Source organism: Microbacterium sp. bgisy207 (genome assembly GCF_965345035.1).
GTDB lineage: Bacteria > Actinomycetota > Actinomycetes > Actinomycetales > Microbacteriaceae > Microbacterium.
The window spans coordinates 29507-50742 of the sequence record NZ_CBDRMG010000015.1; the positions used below are offsets into that span (position 1 = coordinate 29507).

The following is a 21236-nucleotide window of genomic DNA, read 5'->3' on the forward strand; positions in this document are numbered from 1 at the left end:
GTGTCTGTCAAGATCGGTATCAACGGCTTCGGCCGTATCGGACGTAACTACCTCCGCGCAGCGCTTGAGCAGGGCGCGGACCTCGACATCGTGGCGGTGAACGACCTCACCGACAACAAGACCCTCGCTCACCTCCTGAAGTACGACTCGGTGGGCGGGCGCCTGTCCGAAGAGGTGTCGTACACCGAGGACTCGATCACCGTCGGCGGCAAGAGCATCAAGGTCTTCGAGGAGCGCGACCCCGCGAACCTCCCCTGGGGCGAGCTGGGCGTCGACATCGTCATCGAGTCGACCGGTCGGTTCACCAAGGCCGCCGACGCCAGCAAGCACATCGCCGGCGGCGCGAAGAAGGTTCTCATCTCGGCTCCCGGCACCGACGTCGACGGCACGTTCGTCATGGGTGTCAACGACGGGGACTACGACCCGGCCACGATGCACGTCATCTCGAACGCGTCGTGCACCACGAACTGCCTCGCGCCTCTCGCGAAGGTCTTCAACGACAACTTCGGCATCGAGCGCGGCTTCATGATGACCGCTCACGCCTACACGGCAGACCAGAACCTGCAGGACGGCCCCCACGGCGACCTGCACCGTGCTCGCGCCGCCGCGCTGAACATCGTTCCGGCCGCCACCGGTGCCGCCAAGGCCATCGGCCTCGTGCTGCCCGAGCTCAACGGCAAGCTCAGCGGCTCGTCGTACCGCGTGCCGGTCCCCACCGGCTCGATCGTCGACCTCACGATCATCACGCCGACCGAGGGTCTGACCAAGGAGACCATCAACGCGGCGTACGAGAAGGCTGCGGCCGACGGCGCCCTCGCGGGATACCTGAAGTACAACACCGACGCGATCGTGTCGACCGACATCGTCCACGACCCGCACTCGTCGATCTTCGACGCCGGTCAGACCAATGTCAGCGGCAACCTCGTGAAGGTCTCGGCCTGGTACGACAACGAGTGGGGCTACTCCAACCGCCTCGTCGACCTCACCGAGCTCGTCGCCAGCAAGCTCTGAGCGCCGGCATCCGGTAGACAGACATGGCTCTGCGCACCCTCGATTCGCTGGGGTCGCTGGCCGGCAAGCGCGTCATCGCCCGTTGTGACCTCAACGTCCCCTTGCGGGACGGGGTCATCACGGACGATGGCCGCGTGCGGGCCTCCGTTCCCACGCTCAACGCCCTCATCAACCAGGGAGCGCGCCTCGTGGTGTGCTCGCACCTGGGACGCCCCGATGGGGCACCCGACCCGAAGTACAGCCTCGAGCCCGTGGCTCAGCGCCTGTCGGAGCTGCTCGGCAAGCCGGTCGCGTTCGCCCGCGACACCGTCGGCGATTCGGCGCACGACGCCGTGGCCGCCCTCGAGGACGGCGACGTCGCGGTGATCGAGAACCTCCGCTTCAACCCGGGCGAGACGGCGAAGGATGCCGAGGTCCGCGGCGCGTTCGCCCGCGAACTCGCAGCTCTCGGCGACGCTCTGGTCTCGGATGGCTTCGGTGTCGTGCACCGCAAGCAGGCGAGCGTGTACGACCTCGCCGAGATCCTGCCGTCCGCGGCGGGCTTCCTGATCGAGAAGGAGGTCGACGTCCTCGACCGCCTGACCGAGAAGCCCGAGCGGCCCTACACGGTCGTGCTCGGCGGCTCCAAGGTCAGCGACAAGCTCGGCGTCATCGAGCACCTCCTGCCGCGCGTGGACCGCATCCTCGTCGGCGGCGGCATGCTCTTCACCTTCCTGAAGGCCAAGGGCTACCAGGTCGGCAAGAGCCTCCTCGAAGAGGACCAGATCGACACCGTCACCCGCTACATGACGACAGCCCACGAGCGTGGAGTCGAGCTCGTGCTGCCGGTGGATGCCGTCATGGCTGCCTCGTTCAGTGCCGACGCCGAACACGTCGTGGCTCCGGCTGACGCTCTCGAGGAGACGCCGTTCGGCGCGACCGGCATGGGCCTGGACATCGGCCCTGACACCGCCCGCATCTTCGCCGAGGCGATCCGCGGAAGCAAGACGGTCTTCTGGAACGGGCCGATGGGCGTGTTCGAGATGCCCGCGTTCGCCGCGGGGACCAAGGCTGTCGCTCAGGCGCTGACCGAGGTGGACGGACTGAGCGTCGTCGGCGGCGGGGACTCCGCCGCCGCCGTGCGCCAGCTCGGGTTCGCCGACGACGCCTTCGGTCACATCTCGACCGGCGGCGGTGCGAGCCTCGAGTTCCTCGAGGGCAAGAAGCTCCCCGGACTGGAGGTCCTCGGATGGGAACAGTGAGAACACCGCTCATCGCCGGCAACTGGAAGATGAACCTCGACCACCTGCAGGCTGTCGCGTTCGTCCAGAAGCTGCACTGGACGCTCAAGGACGCCAAGCACGAGGACGGCTCGGTGGAGGTCGCGGTGTTCCCGCCCTTCACCGATCTGCGTACCGTCCAGACGCTCCTGGATGCCGACAAGATCCCGTTCGCCCTCGGCGCGCAGGACCTGTCGCCGAAGGACTCGGGTGCGTACACGGGCGACATCTCGGGCGCCTTCCTCGCCAAGCTCGACGCGCGATACGTCATCATCGGGCACTCGGAGCGGCGCGAGTACCACCAGGAGAGCGACGAGGTCGTGGCCAGCAAGGTGCAGGCTGCGTTGCGACACGGGCTCGTGCCGGTGATCTGCGTCGGGGAGACCGCGGAGGATCTCGAGAAGTACGGCGCCAGCGCCGTGCCCGTGGGACAGCTGCAGACCGCGCTTGCGGACGTGCCGGCGGATGCCGACATCGTGGTCGCCTACGAGCCTGTCTGGGCGATCGGATCCGGCCAGGCTGCGACACCGGAGCAGGCGCAGGAGGTCTGCGCCAAGCTCCGCGCCGTCGTCGGGGACGCACTCGGTGAGGATGCCGCCGCACGGACCCGCGTGCTCTACGGCGGGTCGGTCAAGGCGGCGAACATCGCGAGCTTCATGCGCGAGCCGGACGTTGACGGCGCACTGGTCGGCGGTGCGAGTCTCATCGTGGATGAGTTCGCGGCGATCATCCGATACCAGAAGCACGTCGGCGTCTGACGGCGTTTCGTCTCGCTGCGCTCGCTCAACGACCGGCGGTCGTCTCGCTGCGCTCGCTCAACGACCGAGACGTGGTGTCGTTCTCGGTCGTTGAGCGAGGCGCGCGCGGCGCCGAGCCGAAACGAGCGCCACCGTTTCCGTATACTGGACGATTGTGCGGCGAGACATCGTCGCGACGAAAGGTCTCACGTCTTGGCGATTCTCGAACTGGTCCTGCAGGTCATCCTGGGGCTCACGAGCCTTCTGCTCACCCTGCTCATCCTGCTTCATAAGGGGCGCGGCGGCGGCCTGTCCGACATGTTCGGTGGCGGGATGACCTCCGCACTGGGCTCCTCGGGGCTCGCAGAGCGCAACCTCAACCGATTCACGATCGTCCTGGCCCTGGTGTGGTTCGTCACCATCGTGGGCCTCGGCCTCATTACGAAGTTCCAGGTGATCTGATGGCAACCGGCGGAAACGCAATCCGAGGCACCCGCGTGGGTGCCGGCCCGATGGGTGAACAGGACCACGGCTACCACGCCGACCGCATCGCGGTCTCGTACTGGGACGCATTGGGCAACGAGACGGTTCGCTACTTCGCCGCGGGGATCCCCGACGAGGAGATCCCGGAGACGATCGATTCCCCGCATTCCGGTCTTCCCGCCGGCCGCGACAAGGACAATCCTCCGCAGATGGCCAAGACCGAGCCCTATAAGACGCACCTCGCGTACGTGAAGGAGCGTCGCACGGAAGAGGAAGCCGATGCGCTCCTGGAGGATGCGCTGAAGTCGCTTCGCGAGCGCCGCGGCCTCTAGTCCTGGGCTGACGCTGCCGCGACGGGCGGTCAGTACTCCTGGTCGATGAGTTCCGGCGGAACCTGCTCGGCGGCCTCGCGGTCCACGAAGAACACCGTGCGCCGCCGGCCCTTTGCCCCGCCGGCGGGAACACTGGTGTAGTTCGCTCCGGCAAGTGCCAGCCCGAGCGCCGCTGCCTTGTCGGGCCCCGACATCACGAGCCACACGCGCTGGGACCCGTTGATCACGGGACGCGTGAAGGTCACGCGCTCCGGCGGCGGTTTCGGCGAGTTCCGTACCGGGAGCACGGCGTGTTCCGTGTCGCGGATCTCGGGGTGGTCGGGAAACAGGGAGGCGATGTGAGCGTCCGGTCCGACCCCCAGAAAGCACATGTCGAATGACGGCCACGCCGGCCCACCGGGCTGGGCGAAACGCGCAAGTTCGTCGGCGTACACACGTGCTGCCTCATCGAGGCCGATGCCTTCGTCGCTCGCCGCAACGCTGTGGATGTTCCCAGCCGGGATGTGGAGCTGATCGAGCAGTGCTTCTCGAGCCTGCTTCTCGTTGCGTTCGTCATCGTGCCGGGGGACGAAGCGCTCGTCGCTCCACCAGAAGTGCACGTTGTCCCAGCGCAGGCCCGCGAGGCGGGGGTTCGTGGCAGCGGCCGCGAGGACCGCGACACCCATCGTGCCGCCGGTGAGCGAGACGTGAACCGCGGGCTCATCCACCTGCTTCTCAATGCGTCGCAGGAATCGGTCCGCCACATAGTCTGCCAGTGCGGTCCGGTCGGGGCTGATGAGCACCCGCTTTTCGTTCGTGATCTCAGCCATCGGTCTCCTGGGACGTTGCCGGGTCCAACAACGCCCAGCCTTCCGTGATGACTCGCCCATACAAGAGGTCTGCGTCGAGCCGGCGAAGCTCCTCGGCGAGGCACTCTCGCAGTGTGCGGCGCGGCAGGACCAGATCGTGCTGCGGCTGTCCAGGTTGCGACAACCGGGCGATGGCCGCGGATGACCGTTCCAGCACGATGTCTCCGCTGGCTCGTGTGAGCCGAACGGACTTGATGCCGTCGCTCCACTCCTGCGGCGAGAGGTAGCGCCAGTCAACCGGAACGCCGAGCGTCAGACGGAGCCAGGCCGCCAGCAGTGCGGTGGACGGTGAACTGGCGGCGCCGCGGACCTCGACTGCCGTGACGGGCTCGTAGGGCGGCTGGTCGAGCACTGCCGCGAGCTGCTCTCGCCAGTGCGTAAGCCGCGTCCAGGCGAGGTCGGTGTCACCGGGGGAGTAGCAGTCGCCGAGGTGGGCGACGCGGGTGGCTTCGAACGGGACGGTCGAGGCGTCTGTGATGCGGCGCTGCGCGATCCGACCGAGCGGGGAGTGCGACGGTGTCGCGGGAGGGTTGTCCGGCCACCACACCACGACAGGGGCATCCGGCAGGAGCAGGCCCGTCACCAGACTCTCGACGTTGGAGGTCGCATCCCCGTAGGCGCGCAGCACGACGACTTCACTGGCACCGGCATCGCCGCCGACACGGATCTCGGCATCCAGTCGGGGTTCGCCGCTCGGATCGAGCCGGAGGCTGATGACGCGCATCGGATGCTCTCGGGAGGCGTCATTGGCCGCGTCGATGCCGTCCTCGGTGCCGCCGTTGGCGGTCACGATGATGAGCGTGAGCACCCGCCCGAGCGCAACGGCGCCGCCCTCTTCGCGCACATCGATGAGCGCACGCGAAATCTTGCTGACTGTCGTGTCGGGAAGATCGACGATCATGGCCGCCTCCAGGTGCGTCCGTCGCGGGCAAGGAGTTGATCGGCCGACTTCGGTCCCCACGACCCCGGTTCGTACTGGTCCAGGGGTCCGCCCTGCTGCGCCCAGAACTCCTCGACCGGGTCGAGGATCTTCCACGACAATTCGACCTCTTCGTGGCGGGGGAACAGCGGCGGGTCGCCCAGCAACACGTCGAGGATGAGCCGCTCGTAGGCTTCCGGGCTCGCCTCGGTGAACGCGTGACCGTACCCGAAGTCCATCGTGACGTCACGCACGTGGGTGCTCGCGCCCGGCACCTTGGAACCGAAGCGGATGGTGACACCCTCGTCGGGCTGGACGCGGATGACGAGGGCGTTCTCGCCCAGGCCCGAGGTCTGCGAGCGCGTGAACAGGTGTTCGGGCGCACGTTTGAAGACCACGGCGATCTCGGTGACGCGGCGTCCGAGTCGTTTGCCCGTGCGCAGGTAGAACGGGACGCCGGCCCAGCGGCGGGTGTTGATCTCGAGCTTCAATGCGGCATACGTCTCGGTGGTCGAGTCGGGCTTCATCCCGTCCTCGTCGAGGAAGCCGGTCACATGCTCGCCGCCTTGCCATCCACCCGCATACTGCCCGCGTGCGGTGGCGAGCGAGAGGTCCTCGGGGAGTGTGACGGCCGCGAGCACCTTCTCCTTCTCGGCCCGCAGGTGGCTCGCATCGAAGCTGATCGGTTCCTCCATCGCTGTCAGCGCGAGAAGCTGCAGCAGGTGGTTCTGGATGACGTCCCTGGCCGCACCGATCCCGTCGTAGTATCCGGCGCGGCCGCCCACACCGATGTCTTCGGCCATCGTGATCTGCACGTGGTCGACGTAGTTGCGGTTCCAAATCGGCTCGAACAGTTCGTTCGCGAACCGGAGCGCGAGGATGTTCTGGACGGTCTCTTTGCCGAGATAGTGATCGATCCGGAAGATCGAGTCGGCGGGGAAGGTCGAGCGCAGTGCGTCGTTGAGTTCCCGCGCTGACGCGAGGTCGTGTCCGAACGGCTTCTCGATGACGACGCGCCGCCACCGCTCCGGCTGATCGGCGGTGTCGTCGACGAGCCCCGAGGTGCGCAACTGCCGGGCAACGACAGGGAAGTCCTTGGGCGGAATCGACAGGTAGAAGGCGTGATTGCCCATCGTGCCGCGCTCCTGGTCCAGGCGCTCGACGGTCGCGCGCAGGCGTGCGAACGCCTCGTCGTCACCGAACTCACCGGACACGAAACGGATGCCCTGCAGCAGCTGCTGCCATGTCTCCTCGCGGAAGGCGGTGCGGGCGTGCTGGCGGACCGCGTCGTGCACGACCTGCGCGAAGTCCTGGTCCTCCCAGTCACGCCGCGCGAACCCGACCAAGCCGAAGCCCGGGGGCAGCAGGCCGCGGTTGGCCAGGTCGTAGACCGCCGGCATGAGCTTCTTGCGGGAGAGGTCGCCGGTCACGCCGAAGATCACGAGGGCGCTGGGGCCGGCGATCCGATTCAGGCGTGCATCTTCGGGGTCGCGCAGCGGATTGTGCCCGCGAGTGATCTCTACTGTCATCGGGTGGGATGCCTTACTGGGCCGCTTCGAACAGGGAAAGGACCTCGACCTGAGGGTCGGTCAGGGTCAGCGTGACCACGGGACGTCCCTTCGCGGCGAGAACCTCGGCGTCGCCGGCGGCCTGCGCGGCGATCAGCTGACCGAAGGTGAACGGTCGGCCGGGGATCTCGACGTCCACGTCGGTGCGTTCCACGATCTGCAGGAAGACGCCGTTGGCGGGTCCACCCTTGTGGTACTGGCCGGTCGAGTGGAGGAAGCGCGGCCCCCACCCGAACGTCGTCGGACGTCCGGAGTCGGCGGCGACCAACTCGCGCAGCCCCTGGAGCTGCGGAATCGAGAGGCGGTCGACGTACGCCTGCACCGAGACATATCCGTCGTCGGGGAGGAGCGCCCACAGTGCGTCCATCACGCCCGCGATGGTGCCGGAGGCCGCGAGAGCGGCATCCGTGACCCGTACCTCGACGCCGTCGACCACGAAGGCCGGCGGCGTCGGCTCCGGCTGCCGCTCGAGCAGGCCGCGCGTTGCCGCCTTCGCGGATTCGACATCGGGCTGATCGAACGGGTTGATGCCGAGCATCCGCCCCGCGATCGCCGTCGCGTATTCCCATACGACGAACTGCGCGCCGAGCGACCCGCTCACCAGAATCTCACCCTGATGGTGCTCGAACAGGTGGAACTCGTTCGCCTCGTCGACCAGGCGCAGGACCTGGAGGTCGGCGGGCGCGCTTTCGAGCTCGGGCGAGACCGGCAGCATCACGACGGGAAGGATGCCGGTCCCGTCCTTGCCGGTCGACTCGGCGATCAGTTGCTCGATCCAGTCGGGAAGGCCGACGATGTGCGTGCCGTCGCTGATGAGGCCGAGCTTGTCGCGACGCGGATCTCCCCCCGCGATGGCTGCCGCCAGCACGAGCGCCGGGTTTTCCGGGCTGTCGATCGCGACCTCGAGCAGCGTGGCGTCGGCCTCCGCGAGGAGCTCCTCGATGTCCGCGCCTGCCAGCCCGGCCGGAACCAGGCCGAACGCGGTGAGCGCGGAGTAGCGCCCGCCGACGTTGGGGTCTGCGTTGAACACACGGTATCCGTCCGCTCTCGCCGACTCGTCCAGCGGCGAACCGGGATCGGTGACGACGATGATGCGCTCGGCCGGGTCGATGCCGAGATCCCGGAACGCAGCCTCGAAGGCGCGCTTGACAGAGTCGGTCTCCACCGTCGATCCCGACTTCGACGACACGACGAGGACGGTGCGCTCAAGCCCACCGGCCTCGGGATCGCCGTCGAGCGCGGCGAGCACCTGTCCCGGCGCCGTCGAATCGAGGATGACCAGCGGAACACCCGCCGTCTGCGCGATGACCTCGGGGGCGAGCGAGGAACCCCCCATCCCCGCGAGCACGACGCGCGTCAGACCCTGCGCGAGGAGCTCGTCGCGCAGCGCGAGGATCTGCGGAATGAGCGGTCGCGAGACCGTTACTGCGTCCAGCCACCCGAGACGTCGCGAGGCTTCGGGCTCGGCATCCGGTCCCCACAGCGAACTGTCACCCGCGGTCACGCCCGACGCCACGAGGTCGCCGGTCAGGCTCGGCAGGGTCGCCTCGACGACCGACTTGACGTGTCCTGTCAGGTGGATGTCGAACGCCATCTCCGGCTCAGACGTTCGCGTTGTCGAGGGCCGTGGTGACGGTCGCCTGCAACTCGTGCCACGAGGTGATGAACTTCTCCACACCCTCGTCCTCGAGAACCTGCGTCACGTCGGCGAAGTCGATGCCCACCGATGCGAGACCGTCGAACACGGCGTGCGCGTCGGCGTAGTTGCCGGTGACGGTGTCACCGGTGACATCGGCGTGGTCGAACGTCGCCTCGAGGGTCTTCTCGGGCATCGTGTTGACCGTGCCGCGTGCGACGAGCTCGGTGACGTAGAGCGTGTCGGGAAGCGACGGGTCCTTGACACCGGTGGAGGCCCACAGGGGGCGCTGCACGGTGGCGCCGGCAGCGACGAGCGCCTTCGCGCGGTCGGTCGCGAACTCCTTCTCGAACAGCTCGAAGGCCAGACGCGCATTGGCGATGCCCGCGCGGGACTTCAGCGCCGTCGCGGCATCCGAGCCGATCGCCGACAGCCGCTTGTCCACTTCGGTGTCGACGCGCGAAACGAAGAACGACGCGACCGAGTGGATGGTGCTGATGTCGTGACCGGCGGCCTTGGCCTGCTCGATGCCCGTGAGGTACGCGTCGATGACCGCGGCGTAGCGCTCGAGGCTGAAGATGAGCGTGACGTTGACCGAGATCCCCGACCCGATCACTTCGGTGATCGCCGGCAGACCGGCCTTGGTCGCGGGGATCTTGATGAGCGTGTTCGGCCGGTCGACGGTCTTCCACAGCTCCTTGGCCTGCGCGATCGTCGCCTCGGTGTCGTGGGCGAGCTCGGGGGAGACCTCGATCGACACGCGGCCGTCCACACCGCCGGTGGCGTCGTAGACGGGACGGAAGATGTCGGCGGCGTCGCGCACGTCGGTCGTCGTGATCGCGAAGATCGACGTCTCGGTGTCGGCTCCCTGCGACTTCAGGTCACGGATGGTCTGGTCGTAGGCGGTGCCCTTCGCAAGGGCCCCGGCGAAGATCGTCGGGTTCGTGGTCACGCCCGTGACGTTGCGGTCGACGATGAGCGCGGCGAGGTTGCCGGAGCTGATGCGCTCCCGCGACAGATCGTCGAGCCAGATGCTGACGCCCTCGGCGACGAGCTTCTCAGTAGGGGTGGTCATGGCTTCTCCTTCGTGTGCCCCGCGGCTCAGGCGCCCGCGGCGGCGATCGTCTCGTGGGCGGCGTTCACGACCGCGTCGGTCGTGATTCCGAACTTCTGGAACAGAGTCTTGTAGTCGGCGGAGGCGCCGAAGTGCTCGATCGACACCGACCGTCCGGCGTCGCCGACGATGTCGCGCCACGGCATCGCGAGCCCTGCCTCGACAGACACGCGAGCCTTCACGGATGCCGGCAGCACGCTCTCGCGGTAGGCCTCGTCCTGCTCGGCGAACCACTCGAGAGAGGGCGCCGAGACCACGCGAGCACCGATGCCCTTCTCGGCGAGCTGCTCACGAGCGGCCACGGCCAGCTGCACCTCGGACCCGCTCGCGATCAGGATCACGTCGACCGTGCCCGTCGGCGACTCAGCCAGCACGTACGCACCCTTGGCTGCGAGGTCGGCCGAGGCGAACTCGTCGCCCGACGCTTCGCCGGTGCCGCGCGGGAACGTGGGGACGTTCTGACGTGTGAGCGCGATCCCCGCCGGTCCCTCGTGTCGACGCACGAGCTCGAGCCAGACCGCCGCGGTCTCGTTCGCGTCAGCGGGCCGGACCACGGCGAAGTTCGGGATGGCACGCAGAGCCGCAAGCTGCTCGATCGGCTGGTGAGTCGGGCCGTCCTCACCGAGCGCGACCGAATCGTGCGTCCACACGAACAGCGTCGGAATGTTCATCAGTGCGGCCAGGCGCACGGGGGGACGCATGTAGTCGCTGAAGATCAGGAAGGTGCCACCGAAGGGGCGGGTGGGTCCGTGCAGCACGATGCCGTTGAGGATCGATCCCATCGCGTGCTCGCGGATACCGAAGTGCAGCACGCGACCATACGGCGAGCCGCTCCACTCGTGCGTGGACCACTCCTCGGGAATGAACGACGCAGCACCCTTGATGGTGGTGAGGTTCGACTCGGCGAGATCAGCCGACCCGCCCCACAGCTCGGGGAGCCGGGCGGCCAGCGCGTTGATGACCTGACCGGATGCTGCGCGGGTGGAAACATCCTTGCCCGCCTCGAACGTCGGAAGCGCGTCGGCGATGTCCGCCGGCAGCTCGCGTGCCTGCAGCCGATCCCACAGCGCCTTGCGCTCGGGGTTGGCCTGGGCCCACGCGTCGAACTTCTCCTGCCAGGCAGCCTTCTCGGCCTCACCCCGCTCCACGAGCGATCGGGTGTGGGCGATGACGTCGTCGGGCACCTCGAACGTCTTGTCGGGATCCCAGCCGAGAACCTTCTTGGTCGCGGCGAGTTCCTCGCCACCGAGGGCGGCGCCGTGGATCTTCCCACTGTTCTGCTTGCCGGGGGAGGGCCAGCCGATGATCGTCTTGAGGATGATGAGCGAGGGCTTGTCGGTGACGCCCTTGGCCTTCTCGATGGCGTCGTAGAGCGCGTGGACGTCCTCGACGTACTCGCCGGTCTTCTTCCAGTCGACGGTCTGCACGTGCCAGTCGTAGGCCTCGTAGCGGCGCGCAACGTCCTCGGTGAGAGCGACGTTCGTGTCGTCCTCGATCGAGATCTGGTTCGAGTCGTAGATCACGACGAGGTTGCCGAGCTTCTGGTGGCCGGCCAGCGACGACGCCTCGCTGGTGACGCCTTCTTCGATGTCGCCGTCGGAGGCGATGACGTAGATGAAGTGATCGAACGGCGACTCACCCTCGGCTGCCTCGGGATCGAAGAGACCCCGCTCGTAGCGAGCGGCGTAGGCGAAACCGACGGACGAGGCGAGCCCCTGGCCGAGCGGGCCCGTCGTGATCTCCACGCCCTTCGTGTGTCCGTACTCGGGGTGACCGGGGGTCAGCGATCCCCAGGTGCGCAGGCTCTTGAGGTCATCGAGCTCGAGACCGAATCCGCCCAGGTACAGCTGGATGTACTGCGTGAGCGAGGAGTGGCCGCACGACAGGATGAAGCGGTCGCGTCCGGGCCAATGCGTGTCGGCCGGGTCGTGCTTCATGACCCGCTGATACAGCAGATAGGCCGCGGGGGCGAGGCTCATCGCCGTCCCGGGGTGACCGTTGCCGACCTTCTCCACGGCATCCGCCGCAAGAACGCGCACGGTGTCCACCGCGCGCTTGTCGATCTCTTCCCAACGCAGTTCCGTCACCGGATTGCCTTCCGTTCGAGAGGGGGTGCGCCCTGAGACCACCGGTCCGCAGACCGCGTCACCACGGGAAGAGCAGCCGGCGCAGAGCGCGCGTGTGGTCTCAGCATAGCGATTCCGCTTCGTTCGGGGGGGCCGTGTTTCGACGCGCGCGTGGCGCGTCGGGGGCAGGCCTCGGACGACGCTCTCCACGGCGATGCCATAGACTGGAGACTCCCGGTGTGACGGCCGATAGTGAGGGCAATGGACATTTCCACGACGACGCGTGCGCCGATCGCACCCGCATCGTTCGGCCGCACGATCCGCGCCTATGTCGCCCTGACCAAGCCGCGCGTGCTGGAGCTGCTGCTGGTCACGACGGTGCCCGTCATGATCCTCGCCCAGCAGGGTTTTCCGCCGCTGTGGCTGGTCGTTGCCACCGTGATCGGCGGATCGGCCAGCGCAGGGTCGGCGGCAGCGTTCAACATGTATCTGGACCGTGACATCGATGCGCACATGCAGCGCACCGAGAACCGCCCCCTCGTGACGGGGGAGGTGTCGCCCCGCGGCGCGTTGATCTTCGCGTGGACTCTCGCGGTCGGCTCGACCCTGTGGTTGGGCGTGACCACCAACTGGCTCGCAGCAGCGCTGTCGGCGGGTGCCATCTTCTTCTACGTCGTCATCTACACGATGATCCTCAAGCGCCGCACCGAGCAGAACATCGTCTGGGGCGGAATCGCCGGCTGCTTCCCCGTGCTGATCGGCTGGAGCGCCGTCACCGGGTCCCTCGCCTGGCCGGCGCTCATCCTGTTCTTGCTCGTGTTCCTGTGGACGCCGCCGCACTACTGGCCGCTGTCGATGAAGTACCGCGACCAGTACGACGAAGTCGATGTCCCGATGCTCGGCGCCACTCGGTCCGGTTCCCAGGTCGGCCTGCAGGTGATCCTCTACGCATGGGCGACGGTGGTGACCTCGCTCCTGTTGATTCCCGTGGCGTCGATGGGTCTGGTCTACACGGCGTCAGCGCTGGTGTTCGGCGGTTGGTTCATCTACGAATCGCATGTCCTCTATTCCCGCGCCGTGCGGGGCACCGAGCCGCGGCCGATGCGCGTCTTCCACGCATCCATCACTTACCTGACGCTCCTGTTCGTCGCCATCGCGGTCGACCCGCTGCTGCCCTTCTAGGGCGGTGGCCGCCGCCTCGGGCGATGTCCTGGCCTCCCTGACGTCCTGGCCCCCCCTGAGGTGACGCGGCGTGGCCGCTGCCGTCAACCAGAACCGCCGGCGCAAAGACGCAGCCTCGCGCACGAGACACCGGGGTGCTCGGCGCGAGGCTGCGTCCTCGCGGATCAGACGCTGGCGCTCAGCGCTGTTCGGGTGTGTCCGATGCGGGTGCATCCGTCGCCGAGGCCGCCTCGGCGGCAGCAGCGGGAGGGGCGGCATCCGTCGTCGAGGTCTCGACATCGGCGTCCTCGAACACTGGTGCGTCATGAGTGCTGGGCGCCGCTTCGACAACGACGGCCTCGTCCACGACAGTTGCGGCGGCCACCGGATCCGGGAGCGCGGAGCGTAGGGCCGCGAGGGTCAGCACGAGCAGCAGGCCGACGATACCGGCGCCGACGAACACGCCGCCGAATCCGATCCAGGCCGGGTTGACGTACACCTGCTCGTAGGTCGCCGTTTCGTCGGACAGTGTCGCGCTCATTTCGGCGATCTTGCTGAGCACGATCCACAGCCCGAGGCCGATGCTTGCGAGGGACGCGAGGACGAGCACCCAGAAGGGGAGGCTTCGGGCGAGGCGGTTAGTCATAGAGGTACTCCTGCGAGGGGATGGGATGTGTCGATCCGACGTGGTCGGCCCGACAAGTCTGGTCCCTCGGTGCCTGCGCTGTCGATGCGTCAGCTATGGATCGCCTGTGCGCCGACGGATTCCGCGGGGAGCGCCGCCGAGGCGACCGACTGACGCAGATTGAGCACGAGAGCCGTCATCGCCGCCGCGAGCAGAGCCGCCAGTACCATATGGATCCCCACCGCGAGCGGTGGCAGGCCGTTGCGTGCTTGGAAGAGTCCCACGGCGATCTGAAGCACCTCGACACCGAGAACGGCCTGCGTCCACGCCATGACACGCGGCAATTCCTGGCGCCGCCGGTACGCGAACACGAGGAGCACGAGCGTCATCGCGAAGAGGGCGTAGGACGGCCACGCATGGATGTGCTCGAGCAGCTCGGCATCGAAGCCGTTGCGTCCGGCATCCGCGTCGCCCGAGTGGGGACCGGCGCCCGTGGTCAGGATGCCGAAACCGATGGTGATGGCGAGCACGACCGTGGCGGCGTGTACCCACAGCGCGTGCGCCCGCGTCACGACTCGAACGCGCGGTCCGCCCGGTGTGCGCATGAGCACCAGGAATGCGGCACACACCGCGACCAGCACCACCGACGCGACGTAGTGGAATCCGACGATGAACGGGTTCAGACCAGTCAGGACCGTGATGCCGCCGACGATCGCCTGGGCGATCACGCCGAGCACGACCACGACGGCCAGGGCGAAGAGGTCACGGCGCTCGCGCCGCATACGCACCACGAAGACCAGCACGATGAGCGCGAGGATGCCGACGAGTCCGGTCAGGGTTCGGTTGCCGAACTCGATGATTCCGTGGATCCCCATCTCTGGGGTGGACACGAGAGAATCCGCCGTGCAGGTGGGCCAGGTTGGGCATCCCAGGCCGGACGCGGTCAGTCGTACCGCACCGCCGGTGCCGATGATCAGCACTTCGGCGAGGAACGAGAGCCACGCCGCGACGCGGACGCGCCGATCGACGCGGTCGGGAAGCCACGCCCAGAACCTCCCGAGCACGGAGATGGGGGCGGGGGTCGGGGACGGTGCGGACACGCTGTTCACTCCTGGGGTCGCCCGGTGGGGCGTGGCGCTCTCGGCCCGGGGCCGGGTCGATGCCTGTAGACTCAAAGGGTCTGATTCCGCGGAGAAAAGCCGCAGGATCATCACCAGTCTAGGCGCGAGAATTCGCCGAAGACGTGAAAGGGCCCGTAAGCGACATCCCCTCCGGTGCTCCGCCGGGGGCGACGGATGTCGGTGCGGATGACACCGCAATGGCCGCGAAGGAGAATACCGATGTCCGATGTGCTGATCGAGCGTCCCGAACTCGAAAGCCTGGGAGTCTACGAGTTCGGCTGGCACGACACCGACGCCGCCGGCGCGGTGGCCCAGCGCGGAATCAACGAGGACGTGGTCCGGGGGATCTCGTCGCTCAAGTCCGAGCCCGAGTGGATGCTGAAGACCCGGCTCAAGGGCCTGCAGCTGTTCGGCCGCAAACCCATGCCCACGTGGGGTGCTGACCTCAGCGCGATCGATTTCGACAACATCAAGTACTTCGTGCGCTCCACCGAGAAGCAGGCGCAGACCTGGGAAGACCTTCCCGAAGAGATCCGGAACACCTACGAGCGTCTCGGCATCCCCGAGGCGGAGCGCCAGCGCCTGGTCGCCGGCGTCGCGGCGCAGTATGAGTCCGAGGTCGTCTACCACCAGATCCGTGAGGACCTCGAGGCGCAGGGTGTCATCTTCATGGACACCGACACCGCGCTGCGTGAGCACCCCGAGTTTTTCGAGGAGTACTTCGGCACCGTCATCCCCGCCGGTGACAACAAGTTCGCGGCCCTGAACACCGCCGTGTGGTCGGGAGGTTCGTTCGTCTACGTCCCACCGGGCGTGCACGTCGAGATTCCGCTGCAGGCCTACTTCCGGATCAACACCGAGAACATGGGCCAGTTCGAGCGGACGCTGATCATCGCCGATGAGGGCTCCTACGTCCACTACATCGAGGGCTGCACGGCTCCGATCTACAAGAGCGACTCGCTGCACTCGGCCGTCGTCGAGATCATCGTGAAGAAGAACGCGCGCGTGCGCTACACGACGATCCAGAACTGGTCGAACAACGTCTACAACCTGGTCACCAAGCGGGCGGTCGCGCACGAGGGTGCCACCATGGAGTGGATCGACGGGAACATCGGTTCCAAGGTCACGATGAAATACCCCTCCGTGTTCCTCATGGGGGAGCACGCGAAGGGTGAGACGCTCTCGGTCGCCTTCGCCGGTCCCGGGCAGCACCAGGATGCCGGCGCGAAGATGATCCACATGGCGCCGTATACGACATCCTCGATCGTGTCGAAGTCGATCGCCCGTGGCGGCGGACGTGCCGGCTACCGGGGAGAGGTCCGCGTCGATCCGAATGCGCATCACTCGGCCAACACCGTGCGCTGTGATGCGCTGTTGGTCGACACGATCTCGCGGTCCGACACCTACCCCGCGATCGACATCCGAGTCGACGATGTGCAGCTGGGGCACGAAGCCACGGTCTCGCGGGTCAGCGAGGAGCAGCTCTTCTATCTGCAGTCGCGCGGCCTTCCCGAAGACGAGGCGATGGCCATGATCGTGCGCGGATTCATCGAGCCGATCGCACGTGAACTGCCGATGGAGTACGCGCTGGAGCTGAACAAGCTCATCGAGATGAGCATGGAAGGCAGCGTCGGCTGAGATGACGACAACAACACAGGCGCCGGCGACGGTGCCCGGATCCACCGCGCACACCGACGGGGGATGGGGCGTCGTCCCCGTTCAGACCCGTTCGGAACGTCCGCGGTCGTATGACCCCGCCGAGTTCGGCGCCCCGACGGGGCGCGAGGTCAACTGGAAGCACAGCCCGATCGCGCGGATCGCGCCGCTGTTCGCGGACGAGCCCGGCGACGAGGGGGCCGTGGGGATCACCATCACCGGGCCGCTCGCTGCGTCGGGGCTGGGCATCGCAGACGCGCCGCGCGGGGAGGCATTCGTCCCCGAGGACCTGCCGAGCGCGATCGCCTGGCAGCGCTCGGCGCAGGCGCTGTACCTCAAGGTCCCGGCGGATGCGGAACTCGACGAGACGGTCGAAGTCGTCTTCACGGGGGCAGGTGCCTCGTTGCGTGCCCACTCTCACGTGGTGATCGAGGCCGCGTCCCATTCGCGAGCGACGATCGTCCTGCGGCACGAAGGCTCGGCGCAGTTCGCTCAGAACGTCGAGATCATCGTCCGCGACGGCGCGAACCTGACAGTCGTCTCGCTCCAGCGATGGGACGATGACGCGGTCCACGTCGCCTCCCACCAGGCTGTCGTGGAACGTGATGCCACCCTCCGCCACACCGTGGTGAGCCTCGGCGGCGCCGTCGTGCGGGTCAACCCTTCTGTCGACCTCGCCGGCGCCGGCTCGGAGGGCAAGGTCTACGGCCTGTCGTTCGCTGACGCCGGTCAGCACCTGGAGAGCCAGGTGTTCGTGCATCACCGCGGTGCGCAGACGACAGCCGACGTGCTCTACAAGGGCGCCCTGCAGGGCTCGAGCGCGCGCAGCGTCTGGGTCGGCGACGTTCTGATCGGACGTGACGCCGTCGGAACGGACTCCTACGAAGCCAACCGCAACCTCGTGCTCACCGATGGCGCCCGCGCGGACTCGATCCCCAACCTGGAGATCGAAACCGGCGACATCCAGGGTGCCGGCCACGCCAGCGCGACGGGCCGTTTCGACGACGAGCAGCTGTTCTACCTGCAGGCGCGCGGAATCCCCGAGGACGAAGCCCGCAGACTCGTCGTGATCGGCTTCCTCAGCGACATCATCCAACGCCTGGGCATCCCCGAGCTCGAGGCAGAACTGACCGCGGCGGTCACCGCCGAACTCGAACAGGAGGCGGCTGCGTGAGCGCCACTCGCGTGTGCTCGCTGAGCGAGCTCGAACAGGATGCTGCCAAGCGCGTCGTGATCGACGGCATCCCGATCGCCGTCGTGAAGGACTCCAATGGCGACGTGCACGCGATCGGTGACACGTGCACGCACGGCGACATTTCGCTGTCCGATGGCTTCGTCGAAGGCGACACGCTCGAGTGCTGGGCTCACGGCTCGGCGTTCTCGTTGCTGACCGGTCGCCCCCTGAACCTTCCCGCGTACGAGCCGGTGCCGGTGTACGAGGTCACGATCGAGGGCGATGACGTCCTCATCGACCCCGCCGTCACCAAGGCCGTCACCACAGACATCCACTGAAAAGGAACCCCATGGCTGTTCTCGAGATCCGCGACCTGCACGTCACGGTCAACACGGATGCCGGCGAGACCGAGATCCTCAACGGAATGACCCTCACGATCCGCACGGGGCAGACCCACGCGATCATGGGGCCCAACGGCTCCGGCAAGTCGACCCTTGCGTACACGATCGCCGGTCACCCCAAGTACACCGTCACGAGCGGCTCGATCACTCTCGACGGCGAAGACGTCCTGGAGATGTCGGTGGACGAACGTGCCCGCGCGGGCCTGTTCCTTGCGATGCAGTATCCGGTCGAGATCCCGGGTGTCACCGTCACGAACTTCCTCCGCACGGCCAAGTCGGCGATCGACGGGCAGGCGCCCTCGATCCGCACCTGGACCAAGGACGTCAAGAAAGCGATGGCGGATCTGCGCATGGACGAGAAGTTCGCGCAGCGCAACGTCAATGAAGGCTTCTCCGGCGGGGAGAAGAAGCGCCACGAGATCCTGCAGCTCGAGTTGCTGAAGCCGAAGATCGCCGTGCTCGACGAGACCGATTCGGGCCTGGACGTCGACGCTCTCAAGGTCGTCTCCGAAGGTGTCAACCGCGCTAAGGCCGAGACGGACATGGGCGTGCTGCTGATCACGCACTACACCCGCATCCTCCGCTACATCCACCCCGATTTCGTGCACGTCGTGGTCGGCGGCCGCATCGTCGAGGAGGGGGGTCCCGAGCTTGCGGACCGGCTCGAATCCGAAGGATATGACCGCTACCTCGAGCCCGCTGCCGGATCCGATGCATAGGATCGAGACATGACCGCGACTCTCAGCCCTGAGAAGTTCGACGAGGTCACCGAGGCTCTCAAAGACGTCATGGATCCCGAACTCGGGATCAACGTCGTCGACCTGGGTCTGATCTACGACCTCAGTTGGGATGACGAAAACGACGCCCTCGTCATCCACATGACGCTGACCTCGGCCGGCTGTCCGCTTACCGACGTGCTCGAAGAGCAGACCGCACAGGCGCTCGACGACGTCGTGGAGCGGTTCCGCATCAACTGGGTCTGGATGCCGCCGTGGGGTCCCGAGCGGATCACCGACGACGGGCGGGACATGATGCGCGCCCTTGGCTTCGCCATCTGACGTCCGCTGACGCAGCGGTCTGCCTCGGCACACGAAGCTTCGGCTTCCGGCCGCGGGGTGACGCTGCGCGGTGGTGCCGGCCGCGGGGACATGCCCTCGCGGGCTCCGCCTGCTCCCGCCAGGCCCGGTGCCAGCCCCGCGGCCGGCACCACCGCTCCGCTCCGTTCGTGGGATGCGGATAACTCGCGGGCGATCTTGAGGAGTTGTCGACGTGCAGGGCGTGACGGAGGCGCGGCGCTAGGCTCGAAGGATGAGCGTGAGCCCTCTCCAGGCGTTGCCGATCGAACGACTGCGTGAACGGACGAGCACGAAGTGGCGTGCGTATCCGGCGGATGTGCTGCCGCTGTTCGTCGCGGAAACGGACTTCCCGCTTGCACCGGCCATCACCCGACGGCTGGGCGAGGCGATCGAGATCGGCGACACGGGCTACACCCCGCCGGACTCCGGTATCCGTGATGCGTACGCGAGCTTTGCTCGCCGACGCTACGGATGGGATGTCGATCCCGCGCACATCCGGTCCACCGGGGACGTGGTCATGGGACTCGTCGAGATCCTGCGGGCGACGATCACGCCCGGTGATCGTGTCGTCATCACGCCGCCGGTGTACCCGCCGTTCTACGACCTCATCCCCGAGGTCGGGGGAGTGGTCGAGACCGTGCCGCTCATCGCGGACGCCGGGTACACGCTCGATCTCCCCGGCATCGAGGGCGCGCTCGCTCGCGGCGCGCGAGCCGTGCTCCTGTGCAACCCGCACAACCCGACCGGTACGGTCCATTCCCGCGACGTGCTCGCGGACCTTGCGGATCTCGCGGCGCGCTTCGGCGCGATCGTCGTCAGCGACGAGATCCATGCTCCGCTCGTTCATGCGCCGGCGCGGTTCACCCCGTTCCTGACTGCCTCGCCGACCGCGGCATCCGTCGGATACGCCGTCGCCAGCGCGAGCAAGGCGTTCAACCTCGCAGGCCTCAAGTGCGCGCTGATGCTGACCGCTGCCGACCAGACCCGCCGCGTCGTGCAGGGTCTTCCCCAAGAGGTCGAGTGGCGCACGGGTCACTTCGGTTCGCTGGCGGGTATCGCAGCGTTCGCCCCCGAGAGCGATCCGTGGCTGGACGCCCTCCTCGCCGCGCTGGACGAGAACCGCCGTCTGCTCGCCGACCTCCTCGCGGAGCACCTTCCGGGGGCGCGCTACGCCATTCCGGATGCCGGGTACCTTGCGTGGATCGACCTCTCCGAGCTTGCATGGGGCGATGACCCCGCCGAGCGGATCCTTGCTCAGGCGCGGGTCGCCCTCCACCACGGGCCGGCGTTCGGTGAGCAGGGGCGAGGGTTCGTGCGACTGAACTTCGGATGCTCTCCCGAGGTGCTCCGCGACGCGGTCGAGCGAATGGGCGCGATCGCGCGCTGAGGCTCAGCCCTTCTTGGCGGCGTCGATCCGCCGCACCAGCGCCCAAGCCCCGGGGATGAGCAGCGCGGCGAAGCCCGCCTTGATGAGGCCGGGGACGATGAAGGGCCACAGCCCGGCATCCAGAACGCCTTCCGGCGAAATCTGCTGACCCATGACGCTCGAGAGGATGAACGCCATGTACGGGACGCCGATCAGGAAGGGGATGATGCTCGCGGTCACGAATCCCGCGAACGCGAGGAGGGGCTTGCGGTCCCACGCGCGCTCGGCGAACCAGCCCGCGACGAACGCCGCCGGAATGAAACCCAGGATGAAGCCGAAGGACGGCGCAAGCAGGTAGGCGGGACCGGCGATGGGTCCGGCGAAGACCGGGAGCCCCAAGAGGCCGACGAACATGTAGGTCGTCATGGCGGCCGCGCCCCGGGCTGAGCCCAGAGCGGCCCCGACGAGGATGACGCCAAGGGTCTGACCCGTGATCGGGATGGGGCCGATGAAGAACGAGACCTTGGCGAGCAGCGCCACGACGGCAACGCCGGCCAGGACCAGTCCGGTGTCGATCGCCAGCGCGCGGGTGCGCGAGGTTGGACGAGCAATGACATCGGCGAGAACTCGGATTCTCGGCGTCGGCGCTGCAGCAGTCGTCATGGTGCTCCTTGGTCGTCGGA

Annotated in this window: 21 protein-coding genes; 12 read left to right on the top strand and 9 right to left on the bottom strand. The window is 67.5% G+C overall.

The window, feature by feature from the left end; all coding sequences use genetic code 11:
* The 5 genes from gap to ACSGC5_RS13200 all read left to right on the top strand — a co-directional run bounded on the left by gap (window position 1) and on the right by ACSGC5_RS13200 (window position 3822).
* The gene (gene gap / locus ACSGC5_RS13180; RefSeq protein WP_434971058.1) at window positions 1–1011 is read left to right on the top strand and encodes a type I glyceraldehyde-3-phosphate dehydrogenase; all 1011 of its coding nucleotides are present in this window, start codon (window positions 1–3) and stop codon (window positions 1009–1011) included.
* A gap of 23 nt (window positions 1012–1034) precedes the next feature.
* Entirely contained in the window at window positions 1035–2252 is a 1218-nt protein-coding gene (locus ACSGC5_RS13185) for a phosphoglycerate kinase (protein ID WP_434971059.1), read from the top strand.
* The gene (tpiA, locus tag ACSGC5_RS13190) at window positions 2240–3028 is read left to right on the top strand and encodes a triose-phosphate isomerase (protein WP_434971060.1); all 789 of its coding nucleotides are present in this window, start codon (window positions 2240–2242) and stop codon (window positions 3026–3028) included. Before ACSGC5_RS13185 ends, tpiA begins: the two co-directional genes overlap by 13 nt.
* 192 nt (window positions 3029–3220) lie before the next feature.
* A complete protein-coding gene (secG, locus tag ACSGC5_RS13195) occupies window positions 3221–3469 on the top strand; it encodes a preprotein translocase subunit SecG (RefSeq protein WP_434971061.1) in 249 nt (82 codons plus the stop codon).
* Entirely contained in the window at window positions 3469–3822 is a 354-nt protein-coding gene (locus ACSGC5_RS13200) for an RNA polymerase-binding protein RbpA (RefSeq protein WP_434971062.1), read from the top strand. Before secG ends, ACSGC5_RS13200 begins: the two co-directional genes overlap by 1 nt.
* A 29-nt stretch (window positions 3823–3851) precedes the next feature.
* On the opposite strand, the gene pgl is transcribed toward ACSGC5_RS13200, so the two are convergent.
* Genes pgl through tkt form a run of 6 tightly spaced genes read right to left on the bottom strand, consistent with a single transcriptional unit; the run spans window position 3852 to window position 11994 of the window.
* Complete coding sequence (gene pgl, locus ACSGC5_RS13205; RefSeq protein ID WP_434971063.1) at window positions 3852–4631, bottom strand: 6-phosphogluconolactonase; 780 nt, start codon at window positions 4629–4631, stop codon at window positions 3852–3854.
* Window positions 4624–5571 (bottom strand): glucose-6-phosphate dehydrogenase assembly protein OpcA, encoded by a 948-nt coding sequence (locus ACSGC5_RS13210; RefSeq protein WP_434971064.1) that lies wholly within the window; start codon window positions 5569–5571, stop codon window positions 4624–4626. Before ACSGC5_RS13210 ends, pgl begins: the two co-directional genes overlap by 8 nt.
* Window positions 5568–7118, bottom strand: a complete 1551-nt coding sequence (zwf, locus tag ACSGC5_RS13215; RefSeq protein WP_434971065.1) for a glucose-6-phosphate dehydrogenase — start codon at window positions 7116–7118, stop codon at window positions 5568–5570. The genes ACSGC5_RS13210 and zwf overlap by 4 nt, the downstream gene beginning before the upstream one ends.
* A 13-nt stretch (window positions 7119–7131) precedes the next feature.
* Window positions 7132–8751: a glucose-6-phosphate isomerase gene (locus ACSGC5_RS13220; RefSeq protein WP_434971066.1), complete on the bottom strand. Its 1620-nt coding sequence runs from the start codon at window positions 8749–8751 to the stop codon at window positions 7132–7134.
* A gap of 7 nt (window positions 8752–8758) precedes the next feature.
* On the bottom strand, window positions 8759–9868 hold the full coding sequence (gene tal, locus ACSGC5_RS13225) for a transaldolase (RefSeq protein WP_434971067.1): 1110 nt from the start codon (window positions 9866–9868) through the stop codon (window positions 8759–8761).
* 26 nt (window positions 9869–9894) lie between these two features.
* Complete coding sequence (gene tkt, locus ACSGC5_RS13230) at window positions 9895–11994, bottom strand: transketolase (RefSeq protein ID WP_434971068.1); 2100 nt, start codon at window positions 11992–11994, stop codon at window positions 9895–9897.
* A 240-nt stretch (window positions 11995–12234) separates the two neighbouring features.
* Between tkt and ACSGC5_RS13235 the strand changes: the two genes are divergently transcribed.
* Window positions 12235–13155 (top strand): heme o synthase, encoded by a 921-nt coding sequence (locus ACSGC5_RS13235; RefSeq protein WP_434971069.1) that lies wholly within the window; start codon window positions 12235–12237, stop codon window positions 13153–13155.
* Window positions 13156–13333: 178 nt separating this feature from the next.
* Here the strand turns inward: ACSGC5_RS13235 and ACSGC5_RS13240 are convergent, their stop codons facing one another.
* Together ACSGC5_RS13240 and ACSGC5_RS13245 are read right to left on the bottom strand one after the other, a co-directional pair.
* Complete coding sequence (locus tag ACSGC5_RS13240) at window positions 13334–13780, bottom strand: hypothetical protein (protein WP_434971070.1); 447 nt, start codon at window positions 13778–13780, stop codon at window positions 13334–13336.
* Between the two features lie 89 nt (window positions 13781–13869).
* Window positions 13870–14859, bottom strand: a complete 990-nt coding sequence (locus ACSGC5_RS13245) for a COX15/CtaA family protein (RefSeq protein WP_434971071.1) — start codon at window positions 14857–14859, stop codon at window positions 13870–13872.
* A 240-nt stretch (window positions 14860–15099) separates the two neighbouring features.
* Here ACSGC5_RS13245 and sufB point away from each other — a divergent pair, with 240 nt between their 5' ends.
* The 6 genes from sufB to ACSGC5_RS13275 all read left to right on the top strand — a co-directional run bounded on the left by sufB (window position 15100) and on the right by ACSGC5_RS13275 (window position 20574).
* Window positions 15100–16518 (top strand): Fe-S cluster assembly protein SufB, encoded by a 1419-nt coding sequence (sufB, locus tag ACSGC5_RS13250; RefSeq protein ID WP_434971072.1) that lies wholly within the window; start codon window positions 15100–15102, stop codon window positions 16516–16518.
* A 1-nt stretch (window position 16519) separates the two neighbouring features.
* Window positions 16520–17710, top strand: a complete 1191-nt coding sequence (sufD, locus tag ACSGC5_RS13255) for a Fe-S cluster assembly protein SufD (protein ID WP_434971073.1) — start codon at window positions 16520–16522, stop codon at window positions 17708–17710.
* Entirely contained in the window at window positions 17707–18048 is a 342-nt protein-coding gene (locus ACSGC5_RS13260) for a non-heme iron oxygenase ferredoxin subunit (RefSeq protein WP_434971074.1), read from the top strand. The genes sufD and ACSGC5_RS13260 overlap by 4 nt, the downstream gene beginning before the upstream one ends.
* An 11-nt stretch (window positions 18049–18059) precedes the next feature.
* Window positions 18060–18830 (top strand): Fe-S cluster assembly ATPase SufC, encoded by a 771-nt coding sequence (gene sufC, locus ACSGC5_RS13265; protein WP_434971075.1) that lies wholly within the window; start codon window positions 18060–18062, stop codon window positions 18828–18830.
* Window positions 18831–18839: 9 nt separating this feature from the next.
* The gene (locus ACSGC5_RS13270) at window positions 18840–19169 is read left to right on the top strand and encodes a metal-sulfur cluster assembly factor (RefSeq protein ID WP_195693758.1); all 330 of its coding nucleotides are present in this window, start codon (window positions 18840–18842) and stop codon (window positions 19167–19169) included.
* A 250-nt stretch (window positions 19170–19419) separates the two neighbouring features.
* The gene (locus ACSGC5_RS13275; protein WP_434971076.1) at window positions 19420–20574 is read left to right on the top strand and encodes a MalY/PatB family protein; all 1155 of its coding nucleotides are present in this window, start codon (window positions 19420–19422) and stop codon (window positions 20572–20574) included.
* Window positions 20575–20577: 3 nt separating this feature from the next.
* Here the strand turns inward: ACSGC5_RS13275 and ACSGC5_RS13280 are convergent, their stop codons facing one another.
* Complete coding sequence (locus ACSGC5_RS13280; RefSeq protein WP_434971077.1) at window positions 20578–21216, bottom strand: biotin transporter BioY; 639 nt, start codon at window positions 21214–21216, stop codon at window positions 20578–20580.
* Window positions 21217–21236: the final 20 nt, after the last annotated feature.